Genomic DNA, 15,513 nt, shown 5'->3' on the forward strand with positions numbered 1-15,513 from the left:
TCGATCGTGGAGCGGGAAAGTGCCCCCGATGGTCCCGGTATCGGCCCGCATAACCGCGGATTTGCGCACCACCGCGGCGGCCGACCTGCGGCGACGGCCCGACTCGTATAGTCGGCTGGGGCCGGGTCGGAACAGGAGGACATGTGGCAGGTCGACCACTTCAACGTTTCGAAGTCGTCGCTAATCAACGAATCGCACCGCACATGGTGCGTGTGACGTTGGGGAGCAGTGAGTTCGACACGTTCGTGCCGAGCAACTTCACCGACTCCTATGTCAAGCTGGTATTCGTCGCCGACGATATCGATGTGGCCGGGTTGCCCCAGCCGCTGACCCAGGACAGCTTTGCCGTCCTGCCCCCGGAGAAAAGGCCGTCGGTACGGACCATCACCGTTCGCAAGGTCGACGCCGCGGCCCGTCAGATCTCGTTGGACATCGTGGTGCACGGCGACCACGGGGTGGCGGGTGCCTGGGCGGCCAAGGCCCAACCCGGTCAGGTGATCTATCTGATGGGGCCCGGTGGCGCCTACACACCGGACCCCGCGGCCGACTGGCACCTGCTGGCCGGTGATGAGTCCGCCTTGCCCGCCATCGCCACCGCGCTGGAAGCGTTGCCTCCCACTGCAATTGGTAAAGCATTCATCGAAGTAGCCGGTCCCGACGACGAAATCCCGTTGGCCGCGCCGGAAGGCGTGCTGGTGAACTGGGTTTACCGCGGCGGCCGGGCCGACCTGGTGGCCGAGGACCGCGCCGGTGATTTCGCACCGCTGATCGAGGCGGTCACCACCACGCTGTGGCTGCCCGGGCAGCCACACGTCTTCATCCACGGTGAAGCCCAGGCCGTCATGCACAACCTGCGGCCGTACATCCGCAAAGAGCGCGGGGTGGCGGCCAAGTGGGCGTCGTCGATCTCCGGCTACTGGCGACGCGGCCGTACCGAAGAGACGTTCCGGCAGTGGAAGAAGCAACTGGCCGAGGCGGAGTCGGCGAGTTCGTCAGCCTGACGGCCGGGTGGCATTCTCGATCCCATGGCATTCTCGCCCAGTTTCGGGGACTACCAGAACGAGATCTACTTTCAGGGCCTGGCCGGGGTGGTGCCCTCACTCCCCATGGTTTTCGCGGAATTGGCGGAGCGTGCTGAGCTGGCCCTGCCGCCGTCGGTGTGGTCCTACGTCGCCGGTGGCGCCGGCGACGAACGCACCCAGCGGGTCAACTGTGAGGTCTTCGAGCGCTGGGGCCTGATGCCGCGCATGTTCAACGCGGCCAGGGAACGCGACCTGACCGTGGAGCTGTTCGGCCTGACCTTGCCGTCTCCGCTGTTCATGGCGCCGATCGGCGTCATCGGGCTGTGCGCTCAGGACGGCCACGGCGACCTCGCCACCGCACAGGCGGCGGCGCGCACCGGTGTCCCGATGGTCGCCTCGACGCTGACCGTCGACCCGATGGAAGACATCGCGAGCGCGCTCGGCGACACGCCCGGGTATTTCCAGCTCTACACCCCGACCGACCGCGAGCTGGCCGCCAGCTTCGTGCAGCGCGCCGAGGCGGCCGGATTCAAGGGCATCGTCGTCACCCTCGATACCTGGGTCACCGGCTGGCGCCCGCGTGACCTGCGCACCTCGAACTTCCCGCAGCTGCGCGGTCACTGCCTGAACAACTACTTCAGCGACCCGGTCTTTCGCGCCAGCCTGCAACGCCCACCGGAGGAAGACCCGCAAGGCGCCATCCTGCGCTGGGCTCAGGTGTTCGGAAACCCCCTGAGCTGGGATGACCTGCCCTGGCTGCGGTCGCTGACGAAGCTGCCGCTGCTGGTGAAGGGGATCTGCCACGCCGACGATGCGCGGCGCGCCAAGGACGGCGGCGTCGACGGCATCTACTGCTCCAACCATGGTGGGCGTCAGGCCAACGGTGGCCTGCCCGCGCTGGATTGTCTGCCCGGGGTGGTCGAGGCGGCCGACGGCCTGCCCGTGCTGTTCGACTCGGGGATCCGCAGCGGCGCGGATGTCATCAAGGCGCTGGCGTTGGGTGCGACCGCGGTGGGAGTGGGCCGGCCGTACGCCTACGGGTTGGCCCTCGGCGGCGTCGACGGCATCGTGCACGTCCTGCGTACCTTGCTCGCCGAAGCGGACCTGATCATGGCCGTCGACGGCTATCCGACGCTGAAAGATCTCACCCCGGACACGCTTCGGCGCGTCGACTAAGGAGCGCCGGGCCGCGCCTGCGACCGTGGGGGAGTGCAGGCGGTCCTCGAGGAGTTCGACGAGTACCTGGAACTGCAGTGTCTGCGTTCGGCCCACACGCGCCGCGCGTACCTGGGCGACCTGCGCTCGTTGTTCGCTTTCCTCGACGATCGCGGAACCGCCCTGGACGGTCTGAGCCTGCCGCTGCTGCGGACGTGGCTGTCCACCGGCGCGGCCGCCGGTGCCGCTCGCACGACGCTGGCCCGTCGCACCTCGGCGGTCAAGACCTTCACCGCGTGGGCGCTCCGGCGCGGCCTGCTGACCGCGGACCCCGCCGCTCGGCTGCAGGTGCCGAAGGCGCACCGCACGTTGCCGGCGGTACTGCGTCAGGATCAGGCGCTGGACGCGATGGCCGCCGCGAAATCCGGGGCCGAGCAAGGAGATCCGCTGGCCCTGCGGGACCGGCTGATCGTCGAGATGTTGTACGCCACCGGTATCCGGGTGAGCGAGCTGTGCGGCCTGGACATCGACGACGTCGACACCGCTCACCGGGTGGTGCGGGTCCTGGGTAAGGGCAACAAACAGCGCAGCGCGCCGTACGGGTTGCCTGCTGCCGACGCGCTGCGCGCCTGGCTGGCCGACGGTCGTCCCGAGCTGGTCACCGCGGACTCCGGGCCGGCGCTGCTGCTGGGCGCGCGTGGCCGCCGACTCGACGTGCGCCAGGCGCGGACCGTCGTACACCAGACCATCGCCGCGGTAGACGGCGCGCCCGACATGGGACCGCACGGGCTGCGGCACAGCGCGGCCACGCATCTACTCGAAGGCGGAGCTGACCTGCGGGTCGTCCAGGAATTGCTGGGCCATTCCAGCCTGGCGACGACCCAGCTCTACACCCATGTCGCGGTGTCGCGATTGCGGGCGGTGCACGACCAAGCCCACCCGCGCGCTTAGCGCGCATTCACGTTGCCGAGTGTGCGCTGGCGTCGCCCTGGACGCACACTCGATGCTCGGGTCAGCTCCGGTGCGCACTCGATGCTCGGGTCAGCTCCGATGCGCACTCGACGCTACCTAGCCGCCCAACGGCTTGAGCCGCACCGGGGTGGATTTCAGCAGGCCCAGCGGATCGACGTACTCGGCGCCGGCCGCCGGACCCCACATCGCACCCCAGTGCAGACAGGCCCCTCCAGCTTGCGAGGCCCGGCAGCCGCTGTGCCCGGCCACCAACTCGCCGATCACCGTCTGCCCCGTCACCTGCTGACCGGCCCGGACGAGCGCCCGGACCGGCTCGTAGCTGGTGCGCAATCCGCCGGGATGGGCCAGCGAGACCACCGGCCGTCCGGCCAGCAGCCCGGCGAACACCACGGTCGCACTGCCGGCGGCGTACACCGGCTGGCCGGGGCGACCGGACAGGTCCACGCCGCGGTGCCCGCGCTTCCAGTTGGGCGACGGGGCGTCGAATCCCCGGACGACGGCCGGGGCCGGCCGCAGCGGCCAATCCAGCCGGAGGTCCTCCGCCGCCGCCGGGATTGCGCTGATCAGCGCCATGCTCACGATCAGCGCCGCCCATCGCACCCCACGAGTTCAGCGTGGCTTCGGCGACACGGCCACCCACGTTTGCCAAATCTGTGCACGCACGCCGCAGTGTGGATGTGTGCTGGGGAAAAAGCACCAGCTGAGTCGGTGTAAACTGCTCGTCGCAGCTCGTTCGCGGGCTGACTTCGCGCGTCTGCCCCGCGTCTCCCGTTCCACTGGGAGAACGCAGCGCATGCCGGGCGGTCCCGTAACAGGGTCCGGCATCGCAGCAGGCGCCAGGGCCCGGCTTCACCCGTCGCCGGGCGACAACCGACATAAAGGAATGACATCACCATGGCCGTCGTGACCATGAAACAGCTGCTTGACAGCGGCACCCACTTCGGGCACCAGACCCGACGCTGGAATCCCAAGATGAAGCGGTTCATCTTCACCGACCGCAACGGCATCTACATCATCGATCTGCAGCAGACACTGACCTTCATCGACCAGGCGTACGAGTTCGTCAAAGAGACCGTCGCCCACGGCGGCAGCGTGCTGTTCGTCGGCACCAAGAAGCAGGCGCAGGAGTCCGTCGCGGCCGAAGCGACCCGCGTCGGCATGCCGTACGTGAACCAGCGCTGGCTCGGTGGCATGCTCACCAACTTCTCCACCGTGCACAAGCGGCTGCAGCGCCTCAAGGAGCTCGAGGCCATGGAGCAGACCGGTGGTTTCGAGGGGCGCACCAAGAAGGAAATCTTGATGCTGACCCGCGAGAAGAACAAGCTGGACCGCAGCCTCGGCGGTATCCGCGACATGGCGAAGGTGCCCTCGGCGATCTGGGTCGTCGACACCAACAAGGAGCACATCGCCGTCGGCGAGGCCCGCAAGCTGGGCATCCCGGTCATCGCGATCCTGGACACCAACTGCGACCCCGACGAGGTCGACTACCCGATTCCGGGCAACGACGACGCGATCCGTTCGGCCGCACTGCTGACCAAGGTGATCGCCTCCGCGGTCGCCGAGGGCCTGCAGGCGCGCGCCGGTGCCGGCCGCAGCGACGGCAAACCCGAGGCGGGGGACTCGCTGGCCGCCGAGCCGCTCGCCGAATGGGAGCAGGAGCTGCTGGCTTCGGCGACCACGACCGCGACGACCACAGCCACCGCCGACGCCGCTGGAGGCGCAACCGAAACAACTACGGAATCCTCATAGGAAGGCTGACCATTGGCGAACTTCACCGCTGCCGACGTCAAGCGTCTTCGCGAGCTGACCGGTGCCGGCATGCTCGACTGCAAGAACGCACTGGCCGAAAGCGACGGCGACTTCGATAAGGCGGTCGAGGCACTCCGGATCAAGGGCGCCAAGGATGTCGGCAAGCGCGCCGAGCGCGCCACGGCCGAAGGTTTGGTCGCGGCCAAGGACGGCGCTCTCATCGAGCTGAACAGCGAGACGGACTTCGTCGCCAAGAACGCGGAGTTCCAGACGCTGGCCGACGAGATCGTCTCCGCGGCAGCGCAGTCCAAGGCAGCCGACGTCGACGCGCTCAAAGCAGCCAAGGTGGGTGACAAGACCGTCGAGCAGGCCATCGCCGACCTGTCGGCCAAGATCGGCGAGAAGCTGGAACTGCGCCGGGTCGCGTTCTTCGACGGCACTGTCGAGACCTACCTGCACAAGCGTGCCGCGGACCTGCCCCCGGGCGTGGGTGTGCTGGTCGAGTACACCGGCAGCAACGCCGAAGCCGCACACGCCGTCGCGCTGCAGATCGCCGCGCTCAAGGCGCGCTATCTGTCCCGCGAGGACGTGCCCGAGGACGTCGTGGCCAGTGAGCGTCGCATCGCCGAGGAGACCGCGAAGGCGGAAGGCAAGCCGGAGCAGGCGCTGCCCAAGATCGTCGAGGGCCGGCTGAACGGCTTCTTCAAGGACAGTGTGCTGCTCGAGCAGCCGTCGGTCTCCGACAACAAGAAGACCGTCAAGGCTCTGCTCGACGAGGCCGGCGTCGCGGTGACTCGGTTCGTTCGCTTCGAGGTGGGTCAGGCCTAGCCGGCAACCGGGAGCGGCTAGCGTCAGTGCTATGCGACGTGTGCACGCTTTCGGTGACGACGCCCTCGGCGATCTTGACGCCACCGGCCTCAGCGAGGCCATCCGGGCCGGCTGGGTCGGCAGAACCGATGTCGTCGAGGCAGCGATCGCTCGCGCCGAGGCCGTCAATCCTGCGCTGAACGGCTTGGCGTACAAGGCTTTTGAGCAGGCGCGGGCGACCGCCTCGGGCACGCCACCGAGCGGTTCTGCCCGCTTTTTTGAAGGCGTCCCGACGTTCCTCAAAGACAACGTCGACGTCGCCGGACAGCCGACGATGCGGGGCGCCGACGCGTGGACGCCGCGCAACGCCGTCGCCGACGGCGAGTTCACCCAGGTGTACCTGGCCACCGGACCGACGTCGCTGGGCAAGACACAGATGTCGGAGTTCGGTTTCAGCGCGGCCGCCGAACATCCGCGGCTGGGGCCGGTCCGCAACCCGTGGGACACCGACTACACGGCCGGGGCCTCCTCGTCGGGATCGGGTGCGTTCGTCGCCGCCGGGGTAGTGCCGATCGCACACGCCAACGACGGCGGCGGCTCGATCCGAATTCCGGCCGCCTGCAACGGGATTGTCGGACTCAAGCCCTCGCGCGGCAGGTTGCCGCTGGACCCGGAGCTGCGCCGGATGCCGGTAGGCATCGTCACCAACGGCGTGCTGACCCGCTCCGTGCGCGACACCGCGGCGTTCTACCGGGAAGCCGAACGCATCTGGCGCAACCCCAAGCTGGCGCCCATCGGCGACGTCACCGGGCCCGGCCGCCAGCGGCTGCGGATCGCCGTGGCCACCGGCTCGGTCCGCCGCGAGTGCGGCCCGGAATTGCGCGAGCTGACCCTGAAGGCCGCCGGGGTGCTCGAAGAACTGGGACACCGCGTCGAACACATCGATGCGCAGCCGGTGCCGGACAGCTTTGTCGACGACTTCATCTTGTACTGGGGGTTTCTCGCGCTGACGCAGGTCCGCACCGGGCGGCGCGTGTTCGGCAACACGTTCGACCGCACCCGGCTGGACGCTTTGACGCTCGGCCTGGAGCGTCACACCGCCCGCAACCTGCACCGGCTGCCGGGAGTGATCGTGCGACTGCGCAGAATGCGACGGCGCAGCGCCGAGTTCTACCAAACCTATGACGCGTTGCTCACCCCGACGCTCGCCGATCTGACACCACGCGTCGGCCACCTGGCGCCGACCGAATACCGGCAGGTCATGGATCGGCTGATCGATTGGGTGGCGTTCACGCCGCTACAGAACGTCACAGGAGACCCCGCGATTTCGTTGCCGCTGGCCCAGTCCGCGGACGGCATGCCGGTCGGCATGATGCTCGCCGCCGACTTGGGCCAGGACGCGTTGCTGCTGGAACTGGCCTACGAGCTCGAAGAGGCGCGGCCGTGGGCACGAATCCAGGCGGCCGGATAGCCGGGTCAGTCGGAGCCGAGCTTGTCCAGCATTCGTTTGAACTCGCGCTGTTGCGTTGCGGTCAGCTTGGCCAGGATGCGGTCATCGGCGTTGCGAACCGCGGCTTCCGCGCGTTTCAGCAGGGTGCGACCCTGACTGGTCAGGGTGGCCGGTAGGGCGCGGCCGGAGGACACTGACGTCGGTCGTTCCACCGCGCCAACCTCTTCCAGTCTGCGCAGCACGGTGTTCATCGCCTGCGGCGTCACATTGGTACTGCGGGACAACTCGGCGCTGGACAGTCCCGGTGACATAGAAAGGATTCTCAGACAAACGAATTCGGGAAGTGTCAGGCCCAGCGGACTCAGCACGGCGGAAACCTCGGGACGCAGCACGGCTCCCACGCGGTACAGCAGGTAGCCGAGCGGAGCATCTTCGGTCGCAGCCATGTCAGCGATATTGACATATCCGCGCGGCGGCCGGACGCACGCGTGGCCCAACGAGGCCGGTTACGCCGCGGCGACTGCGAAGTAACGGCTCAGCGCACGACGCTTGAATGTCGCCTCAATTCGGCCGCCCGGCCCATCTCGCGTCGTTTGGCGCGCGGACCGCGACGGGTATCGCCGCGGTACGGGTGAACGACGAGGACAGGGAGGCGCAATGAAATCCACCACGACGACAGTGAAAGCGGCTCTGAGTGCCGTGGGCATAGCAGGGGCGAGTCTGTTCACGGCGGGGCCGGCTGGTGCCGACGTTCAGGGCTTCGGAGCCACCGAACAGGCTATCGACGGTCCGCTGATCACCGAATACACGGTGAGTGATATGCGGCCGAGTGACGCGACGATACCGGGATTCCAGCCCGCGGGGCAGCTCTATCAGGCTGATGTGACGGCGAAATCGGATGCCGGGACGGTGCAGCCGCACATCGCTCGTTTCATGGCAAGGGCGTTCAACGGCACGGTCTATCAAGTCGTCAACAACGGACCTGTTCCCAACGGCTTGGACCCCGGTCCGATCGATCAAGGCCAACGGACGACCGGCGAACTGTACTTCGACGTGACCGGCCAGCAGCCGGTCGGCGTGGTGTACACCGACGGCGCGGACGATTTCCTGGTTTGGACTCGGCACGTTTAGAGTCCGCGCACCGCGAATTCGCAACGAAATTCCCCGCGTGTTTTCCGCGCGGGGAACTTCCGTTATGCGTACCGGTGCGTCACTGTGGCATTTGGGGCTGAACTAAGCCTTTGAGGTCTATGTGTATTTTGGGGCTAATTTGTTTATTGCCGCGGTGTAATTATGTATTCGCAGCTCAAGGCCGTGATGTTTGAGGTCGTGGCGCAATGGCTATGCGGCGACGGTGCGCCGATAACGCGCGCACTTTGGGGGAAATCATCGCAGGCAAGAGTTGCCGAACGATTCGACTGAGAGGTATCTAGCATGAAGTTCACTTCTAATGCTATGAAATCGGTGATCGGAGCCGCCGGCATTGCTGCTGTGGGCGCTTTCACCGCAGCGACGGCGTCCGCCGCGCCGCCCAACATCCAGGGCTTCGGTACCAGCGAGCAGCTCGTGAGCGGGCCGCTGGTCACCAACTACACGGTGAGCAACCTGCAGCAGAGCAGCGCGGCGATCCCGGGGTACACCCCGAAGGGCACGCTGTACCAGGCGGATGTCAGCGTCAAGTCCGAAGGCGGACTGGTGACCCCGATGGTCAACGACTTCATCGCCCGCGGGCCCAACGGCCAGAACTACCGGGTGATCGACAAGGTTCAGGCCCCGGGCAGCCTTAACCCGGCGCCCATAGCGCAGGGCAGCGAGTCGACCGGAACGCTGTACTTCGACGTGACCGGCGCGCCGCCGAACGGCGTTGTCTACAACGACGGCATGCAGGACATTCTGATTTGGACGTCGAACATACCCGGCGGCACGGAGCCCGGCGTGCAGAGCCCGGCGCCGATCCCGGCGCCCGGTGCGCTGCCTAGCCCGGCGCCCGGCGCGCACGCTAACACCTAAGCCTTACCCGGGCCTAGTTGTCGCACAGCCTCCCCGCGCCACAGACCGTGGCGCGGGGAGGCCTGCGTCCGGGCCGTCTTCCCCGGGTTTTTTCGTTGAGCAATCTCCGAATTGCATGCGGCTCAACGGGGTACACGACAAAAATGAGTTACACAGATCACAGATCAGCCCCCGTACGCGAACAAGCGCAACAGCATGCCGAGCTGGCCCGCGCGAAAATGGAGGAAAAACGCGACGATCAACGCGGCGGCGTGAGCGGCTGGGTGGCGGAGCGCGCCGGCCAATGGGATCTGAGCGGTCAAGACGAGACGAGCATGCAACGCCAGAAGTTTGTCTGGAATCTGTTGGTCGACTACTGGTTTCGGATGGAGATCGACGGCTGGGAAAACATTCCCGATCCGCCGGCGCTCCTGATCGGGATCCACTCTGGTGCCCCGTTCGTCTGGGATGCGTGGACTGTCGGTCTGCAATGGTGGCGGCGCTTCGGCCCCGACCGCACATTGCACGGCACAGCGCACGATGCGTTGATGGCGATCCCGCTGTTCGGCCGCTATTTCCGTTCGATGGGCGTGCTTCCGGCCGCCCCGGACGCCGTCGCCACGGCACTTGCCGAGGGGCGAGACGTCGCGCTATGGCCTGGCGGAGAAGTGGATTCGTTGCGGCCCTGGTCTGAGCGCGACCGCGCCAACCTCGCGGGGCGCACCGGCTTCGTGAAGATGGCGATTCGTGCCGGCGTGCCGATCGTGCCGATCGCGACCGTCGGCGGCGCGGATGCCATGCCGGTGCTGATCCGCGGTGATCGCCTCTCGAAGGCGCTACGGCTGGACCGCCTGCTGCGGCTCAAGGTTTTTCCGCTGGCCGTCTCATTGCCGTGGGGCATCGCGCCGGCGGCGCTGCCGCAGCTGCCGTTGCCGGCGAAGATCAGGACGCGGTTCATGCCTGCGGTCGAGCTGGAACACGATCCCGCATGTGCCGAGGACGACGACTACGTCGACCGCAAGTATCGGGAGGTCCAGGACGGCATTCAGCAGGGCATGGACGCGCTGGCGCGCAAGCGCGCACTACCGCTTTTCGCGTGACAAGCGAAAGTCCTCGAATAGCAAGGTATTACAGACGTATCAGTGGTGGGCGCTGCCGTTGAGCCCCGCGCCGGGCCCCGGGTCGTTGACGACCCACTGCGGATGCGGTGGCGTCACCGCCATGTAGCCCACGCCGCGCACGGTGTCGATTATCGATTCGTCTTCGGGCCCCAGCTTTGCGCGCAGCCGTCGCACATGAACATCGACGGTGCGGACGCGTCCATTGGAGTCGTAGCCCCACACCTCGTGCATCAGCCGGGTGCGGCTGAATGCCCGACCCGCATGTTGCACAAGGAAATTCAACAACTTGAACTCGGTGACTGTCAGGTTGAGATCCTTGCCGCGCAGCGACCCGGAGAAACTTGACGGGTGCAGGACGAGGTCACCGAACTTCAGGCACCCGTCCACCGTGCTGCGCCGTCGCTTGATCGCCAGGCGCAACCGTGCCTCCAGCTCGTCTGGGCCGGCGGCGGGCAACATCACATCGTCGAGGCGCCAGTCGACGTCAACCGACGCGAAGTGTGCCGGGGCGACCACGGCCACGACCGCGACGGCCGGGGCGCTGGCCGTCAAACCGCGGCAGACGCTGCGGGCAGCCGCCAAGTCGGTGCGCGCGTCGATGATTGCCACGTCGGCACCGTCGTGATGTCCGTCGAGCTGCTCGGAGAGTGGGACACGCCTAATCGTTTGCGTCAAGGCCGGCAGGGTCGGCAACGCGGACGCGAAATCGTCGGCGTTGGAAAGCAGTAGCACGTCCAAAGACATCTCCAAACCTCATGAGGGTCTGTCGCCGCCCCCCACCGCGCAGACATCTCGCGGGAAATGTCCGCCAGCGCAGCGCTGGATACCCCATTCAGGACACAACTATGCCTTCTTTGTTGTTCCCCGTCGGGCGAATGCCCACTGAAGTGGGCATTCGTGGAGATGGTTCTGCCTTGGTGAATGCGCAAGTCGTCCCGGAAAGTCGACGGGTCCGGCCCGTAGATACGGGCCGGACCCATCCTCGAAGCAAGCTACTGGTTGGACTTCTGGCGCTCCTCGGCGACCTTTGCGGCGCCGCGAGCGGACTCCGCTTCGGCTTCCTTCTTTGCCGCGTCGCGCTGGGCCTCCGCCTTGTCCTGCTGCGCCTGGCCCTCACGGGTCAGGTCATCGCGACCGGCCAAAGCACCGGCGGCCTCCTTGACCTTTCCCTTGACGTCCTCGACCACGCCTTTAACGGCTTCCGCGGGTCCAGAGTTTTCGTGATCCGCCATGAATGATTCCTCCTCAGTGGCGTACGTGATTCGAGCGACTGACGCGCTCGCACGATCGGGGCAACGATCGATTCCGTGATACGGCGTGTCTGGGCCCTGCTTCTCAAGACCGTGGATTCCCCGCCGCGTTGGTGTGGATTCCCATGCCGCCTCGAGCTCAAACATTTGATGCCGGAGGCAAAGTCGCGAGGGTGGCTGATTCGAGCCTGACCTGCGCCGACGTCCTATGGCAGCGACCCGGCTCGCCAACCGTACGAATAATTCACCCCGCTGGCGCCAGAGTGTGCTGCGATGGGGCAGGATATGAACCGCCGTTCCGGGTGGGTGACAGTGGCCGAGCCTGGGATGGCACTGTCATGCGAGGAGTCTGATGACGCAGCCTGAGCCCACGAGCGCTAACGGCGTGCCGACCCCTTCGGCCGACCACGGACAGCCGCCGAATCGGGCCAGGTATTCGAGGGTGTTGCTCAAGCTTGGTGGCGAAATGTTCGGCGGCGGCCAGGTCGGGCTGGATCCCGATGTCGTGGCGCAGGTGGCGCGCCAGATCGCCGAGGTGGTTCGCGACGGTGTACAGGTCGCCGTCGTGATCGGCGGCGGCAACTTCTTCCGCGGCGCGCAACTTCAGCAGCGCGGCATGGAGCGCACCCGGTCGGACTACATGGGCATGCTCGGCACCGTGATGAACAGCCTTGCGCTGCAAGACTTCCTGGAGAAGGAAGGCATCGCCACCCGAGTTCAGACTGCCATCACGATGGGTCAGGTGGCCGAGCCGTACATCCCGTTGCGGGCCGTCCGGCATCTGGAAAAGGGCCGGGTGGTCATCTTCGGCGCCGGCATGGGGCTGCCGTACTTCTCCACCGACACCACGGCCGCGCAGCGGGCGCTGGAGATCGGCGCGGACGTGGTCCTGATGGCCAAGGCCGTCGACGGTGTGTTCACCGCGGATCCGCGGCAGGATCCCGACGCCGAGTTGCTGGCCGTGATCAGCCACCGCGAAGTCATCGACAGAGGACTGCGGGTGGCCGATGCCACCGCGTTCAGTCTCTGTATGGACAATGGCATGCCGATCCTGGTGTTCAACCTGCTGACCAACGGCAATATCGCTCGGGCGGTCGCTGGTGAGAAGATCGGAACGCTGGTTACCACTTGAGGGGAAGACGCGATGATGCGCGCTGGCGACGATGCGGAACGTAGTGATGAGGAGGAGCGGCGCAAATGATCGATGAGGCTCTCTTCGATGCCGAAGAGAAAATGGAAAAGGCCGTATCCGTGGCCCGCGACGACTTGTCAACCATCCGAACCGGCCGCGCCAACCCCGGCATGTTCTCCCGGATCGTCATCGACTACTACGGCACGAACACCCCGATCACCCAGTTGGCCAGCATCAACGTCCCAGAGGCGCGGCTGGTCGTCATCAAGCCGTACGAAGCCAACCAGCTGCACGCCATCGAAACGGCGATTCGCAACTCCGACCTTGGCCTCAATCCCAGCAACGACGGCACCCTGATTCGGGTGGCCGTCCCGCAGCTGACCGAGGAACGCCGCAGGGAGCTGGTCAAACAGGCCAAAGGCAAAGGCGAAGACGCAAAGGTGTCGGTGCGCAACATCCGTCGCAAAGCGATGGAAGAACTGCACCGCATTCGCAAGGACGGGGAGGCCGGCGAGGATGAAGTCGGCCGCGCCGAAAAAGACCTGGACAAGACCACCGGGCAGTACGTCAACCAGATCGACGAGCTGGTCAAACACAAAGAAGGCGAGCTGCTGGAGGTCTAGGGGCCGCTCAGCAACCAAATCAGTGGCAACCTCCGATGCCGGCGCAGGCACCCCGCCCGACGAGTCGGCGCGGGAGGTCAAGCAAACGCCGAAGCAGCCCCCCGCGACCACGTCCCGGGCGGGGCGCGATCTGCCCGCCGCGATCGCGGTGGGCGCTGCGATCGGCGGCCTGCTCGTCGCCACCCTGGTGTTCGCCCCGCGCTTCTGGGTGCTCATCGTGGCCATCGCTATTTTCGTGGCCACCCATGAGGTGGTGCGGCGGCTACGCGAAGCCGGGTACATCATTCCGGTCATCCCGTTGCTGGCTGGTGGCCAGCTCACCGTCTGGCTGACCTGGCCGTACCATGCCGCCGGTGCGGTGGCAGGCTTCGGTGCGATGGTCGTGGCCTGCAATGTCTGGCGGTTGTTCATGCAGGATCCCAGCCGCAGCGACGCCGCCGGCTCGTCGTCGAACTACCTGCGCGATGCATCGGCCACCGTCTTCCTGGCCGCGTGGGTCCCGTTGTTCGCGTCCTTCGGCGTCCTGCTCGTCTATCCGCACGACGGCGCAGGACGAGTGTTCTGTCTGATGATCACCGTCGTCGCTTCCGACACCGGTGGGTATGCCGTGGGGGCGCTCTTCGGCAAACATCCGATGGTCCGGGCGATCAGCCCGAAGAAGTCCTGGGAGGGATTCGCGGGTTCACTGGTCTTCGGGATCACCGCGGCGACCCTGACCGCGACCTTCTTGGCGGGCAAACCGGCGTGGATCGGCGCGCTGCTGGGTCTCGTCCTGGTGCTCACCTGCACGCTCGGTGACCTGGTGGAGTCCCAGGTCAAGCGGGACCTCGGCATCAAAGACATGGGCCGGCTGCTACCCGGCCACGGTGGTCTGATGGACCGGCTCGACGGCGTGCTCCCGTCGGCCGTCGCGGCCTGGATCGTGCTCACCTTGGTTCCCTAGGCTGACCGGTTAGGGCCGATACTGGACAGATCATGGTCCAACAACTGGTGTTCGAAGAACCGCGCGCGGGCAGGCCGCCGCGGCACCTCGCCGACCTCGACGCGGGGGGCCGGGCGTCGGCCGTCGCGGAGCTCGGTTTGCCGGCATATCGGGCCAAGCAGCTCGCGCAGCAGTACTACGGCCGGCTGATCGCCGATCCTCGCCAGATGACCGACCTTCCGGCGGCCGTGCGCGACGTGATCGCCGAGACGATGTTCCCGAACCTGCTCTCCGTCGCCGCCGAAATCGCCTGCGACGCGGGTCAGACGCGAAAGACGTTGTGGCGGGCCACAAACGACCCTGCTGGCACGACCTTCGAGTCGGTCCTGATGCGCTATCCGCAGCGCAACACCGTGTGCATCTCGTCGCAGGCCGGCTGCGGCATGGCGTGTCCGTTCTGTGCCACCGGACAGGGCGGATTGAGGCGCAACCTGTCGACCGCCGAGATTCTGGAACAGGTGCGTGCCGCCGCGGTGACGCTGCGCGACGAGTTCGGTGATCGGCTGTCGAACGTGGTGTTCATGGGGATGGGGGAGCCGCTGGCCAACTACGCCAGGGTGCTGGCCGCGGTGCGACGCATCACCGAGGCGCCGCCGCAGGGTTTCGGCATTTCGGCCCGTTCGGTGACGGTGTCGACGGTCGGCCTGGCTCCGGCGATCCGCAAGCTCGCCGACGAACGGCTGGGCGTGACGCTGGCGTTGTCGCTGCACGCGCCGGACGACGAACTGCGGGACACCCTGGTTCCGGTCAACAACCGGTGGAAGATCGGCGAAGCGCTCGACGCCGCCCGCTACTACGGCGACGTGACGGGCCGACGGGTGTCGATCGAGTACGCGTTGATTCGCGACGTGAACGACCAGCCGTGGCGGGCCGACTTGCTCGGCAAGCGGCTGCATGGCGCCCTCGGGTCGCTGGTGCACGTCAACCTCATTCCGCTCAACCCGACGCCGGGCAGCGATTGGGATGCCAGCCCCAAGGACGTGGAGCGCGAGTTCGTCCGGCGGGTACGGGCAAAAGGCGTTTCGTGCACGGTGCGCGACACCCGGGGGCGCGAGATCAGCGCCGCCTGCGGACAGCTGGCCGCCGAAGGCGGGTAGCTGGAGCGTAGGCGATTCGGGCACAGCCTGCGGACAGCTGGCCGCCGAAGGCGGGTAGCTGGAGCGTAGGCGATTCGGGCACAGCCTGCGGACAGCTGGCCGCCGAAGGCGGGTAGCTGGAGCGTAGGCGATTCGGGCACAGCCTGCGGACAGCTGGCCGCCGA

16 protein-coding genes and 1 pseudogene are annotated in these 15,513 nt (G+C 66.8%); 13 read left to right on the forward strand and 4 right to left on the reverse strand.

The features are described from left to right. Nucleotides 1-143: 143 nt before the first annotated feature. Genes OK015_RS10755 through OK015_RS10765 form a run of 3 tightly spaced genes read left to right on the forward strand, consistent with a single transcriptional unit; the run spans nt 144 to nt 3,128 of the window. Nucleotides 144-1,001, forward strand: a complete 858-nt coding sequence (locus OK015_RS10755) for a siderophore-interacting protein (protein WP_268131313.1) — start codon at nt 144-146, stop codon at nt 999-1,001. Nucleotides 1,002-1,025: 24 nt separating this feature from the next. Further along, nucleotides 1,026-2,198: a lactate 2-monooxygenase gene (locus OK015_RS10760; RefSeq protein ID WP_268131314.1), complete on the forward strand. Its 1,173-nt coding sequence runs from the start codon at nt 1,026-1,028 to the stop codon at nt 2,196-2,198. Between the two features lie 33 nt (nt 2,199-2,231). Continuing rightward, nucleotides 2,232-3,128: a tyrosine recombinase XerC gene (locus OK015_RS10765; RefSeq protein ID WP_268131315.1), complete on the forward strand. Its 897-nt coding sequence runs from the start codon at nt 2,232-2,234 to the stop codon at nt 3,126-3,128. A gap of 126 nt (nt 3,129-3,254) precedes the next feature. On the opposite strand, the pseudogene OK015_RS10770 reads toward OK015_RS10765, so the two are convergent. Further along, a pseudogene (locus OK015_RS10770) lies at nt 3,255-3,710 on the reverse strand (M23 family metallopeptidase); the annotation flags it as partial. Between the two features lie 333 nt (nt 3,711-4,043). On the opposite strand from OK015_RS10770, the gene rpsB reads away from it, so the two are divergent. Genes rpsB through OK015_RS10785 form a run of 3 tightly spaced genes read left to right on the forward strand, consistent with a single transcriptional unit; the run spans nt 4,044 to nt 7,176 of the window. Further along, the gene (gene rpsB, locus OK015_RS10775; RefSeq protein WP_268131317.1) at nt 4,044-4,898 is read left to right on the forward strand and encodes a 30S ribosomal protein S2; all 855 of its coding nucleotides are present in this window, start codon (nt 4,044-4,046) and stop codon (nt 4,896-4,898) included. Nucleotides 4,899-4,910: 12 nt separating this feature from the next. Further along, nucleotides 4,911-5,726 carry a translation elongation factor Ts gene (gene tsf, locus OK015_RS10780; protein ID WP_268131318.1) on the forward strand — a complete coding sequence of 272 codons (816 nt, stop codon included), beginning with the start codon at nt 4,911-4,913 and terminating at the stop codon, nt 5,724-5,726. A gap of 31 nt (nt 5,727-5,757) precedes the next feature. Then, nucleotides 5,758-7,176, forward strand: coding sequence for an amidase (locus OK015_RS10785; RefSeq protein WP_268131320.1), 1,419 nt, complete (start codon nt 5,758-5,760; stop codon nt 7,174-7,176). Between the two features lie 5 nt (nt 7,177-7,181). Here OK015_RS10785 and OK015_RS10790 read toward each other — a convergent pair whose 3' ends face one another. Further along, on the reverse strand, nt 7,182-7,601 hold the full coding sequence (locus OK015_RS10790) for a MarR family winged helix-turn-helix transcriptional regulator (protein WP_268131322.1): 420 nt from the start codon (nt 7,599-7,601) through the stop codon (nt 7,182-7,184). A 211-nt stretch (nt 7,602-7,812) separates the two neighbouring features. Here OK015_RS10790 and OK015_RS10795 point away from each other — a divergent pair, with 211 nt between their 5' ends. The 3 genes from OK015_RS10795 to OK015_RS10805 all read left to right on the forward strand — a co-directional run bounded on the left by OK015_RS10795 (nt 7,813) and on the right by OK015_RS10805 (nt 10,244). Beyond that, complete coding sequence (locus tag OK015_RS10795) at nt 7,813-8,286, forward strand: MPT63 family protein (protein WP_268131324.1); 474 nt, start codon at nt 7,813-7,815, stop codon at nt 8,284-8,286. Between the two features lie 303 nt (nt 8,287-8,589). Beyond that, nucleotides 8,590-9,165: an MPT63 family protein gene (locus tag OK015_RS10800; RefSeq protein ID WP_268131325.1), complete on the forward strand. Its 576-nt coding sequence runs from the start codon at nt 8,590-8,592 to the stop codon at nt 9,163-9,165. Nucleotides 9,166-9,308: 143 nt separating this feature from the next. Next, nucleotides 9,309-10,244, forward strand: coding sequence for a lysophospholipid acyltransferase family protein (locus tag OK015_RS10805; protein ID WP_268131327.1), 936 nt, complete (start codon nt 9,309-9,311; stop codon nt 10,242-10,244). Nucleotides 10,245-10,283: 39 nt separating this feature from the next. Here OK015_RS10805 and OK015_RS10810 read toward each other — a convergent pair whose 3' ends face one another. Continuing rightward, complete coding sequence (locus OK015_RS10810) at nt 10,284-11,009, reverse strand: winged helix-turn-helix domain-containing protein (protein ID WP_268131328.1); 726 nt, start codon at nt 11,007-11,009, stop codon at nt 10,284-10,286. A 248-nt stretch (nt 11,010-11,257) separates the two neighbouring features. After that, nucleotides 11,258-11,497, reverse strand: coding sequence for a microaggregate-binding protein 1 (mbp1, locus tag OK015_RS10815; RefSeq protein ID WP_268131329.1), 240 nt, complete (start codon nt 11,495-11,497; stop codon nt 11,258-11,260). Between the two features lie 370 nt (nt 11,498-11,867). On the opposite strand from mbp1, the gene pyrH reads away from it, so the two are divergent. The 4 genes from pyrH to rlmN all read left to right on the forward strand — a co-directional run bounded on the left by pyrH (nt 11,868) and on the right by rlmN (nt 15,349). Continuing rightward, on the forward strand, nt 11,868-12,647 hold the full coding sequence (pyrH, locus tag OK015_RS10820) for a UMP kinase (protein ID WP_268131331.1): 780 nt from the start codon (nt 11,868-11,870) through the stop codon (nt 12,645-12,647). Between the two features lie 65 nt (nt 12,648-12,712). Next, nucleotides 12,713-13,270: a ribosome recycling factor gene (frr, locus tag OK015_RS10825; RefSeq protein ID WP_268131333.1), complete on the forward strand. Its 558-nt coding sequence runs from the start codon at nt 12,713-12,715 to the stop codon at nt 13,268-13,270. A gap of 22 nt (nt 13,271-13,292) precedes the next feature. Further along, complete coding sequence (locus tag OK015_RS10830) at nt 13,293-14,213, forward strand: phosphatidate cytidylyltransferase (protein ID WP_268131334.1); 921 nt, start codon at nt 13,293-13,295, stop codon at nt 14,211-14,213. A gap of 32 nt (nt 14,214-14,245) precedes the next feature. Continuing rightward, nucleotides 14,246-15,349, forward strand: a complete 1,104-nt coding sequence (rlmN, locus tag OK015_RS10835) for a 23S rRNA (adenine(2503)-C(2))-methyltransferase RlmN (RefSeq protein WP_268131335.1) — start codon at nt 14,246-14,248, stop codon at nt 15,347-15,349. Nucleotides 15,350-15,513: the final 164 nt, after the last annotated feature.

The organism is Mycobacterium sp. Aquia_216 (genome assembly GCF_026723865.1).
Lineage (GTDB): Bacteria > Actinomycetota > Actinomycetes > Mycobacteriales > Mycobacteriaceae > Mycobacterium.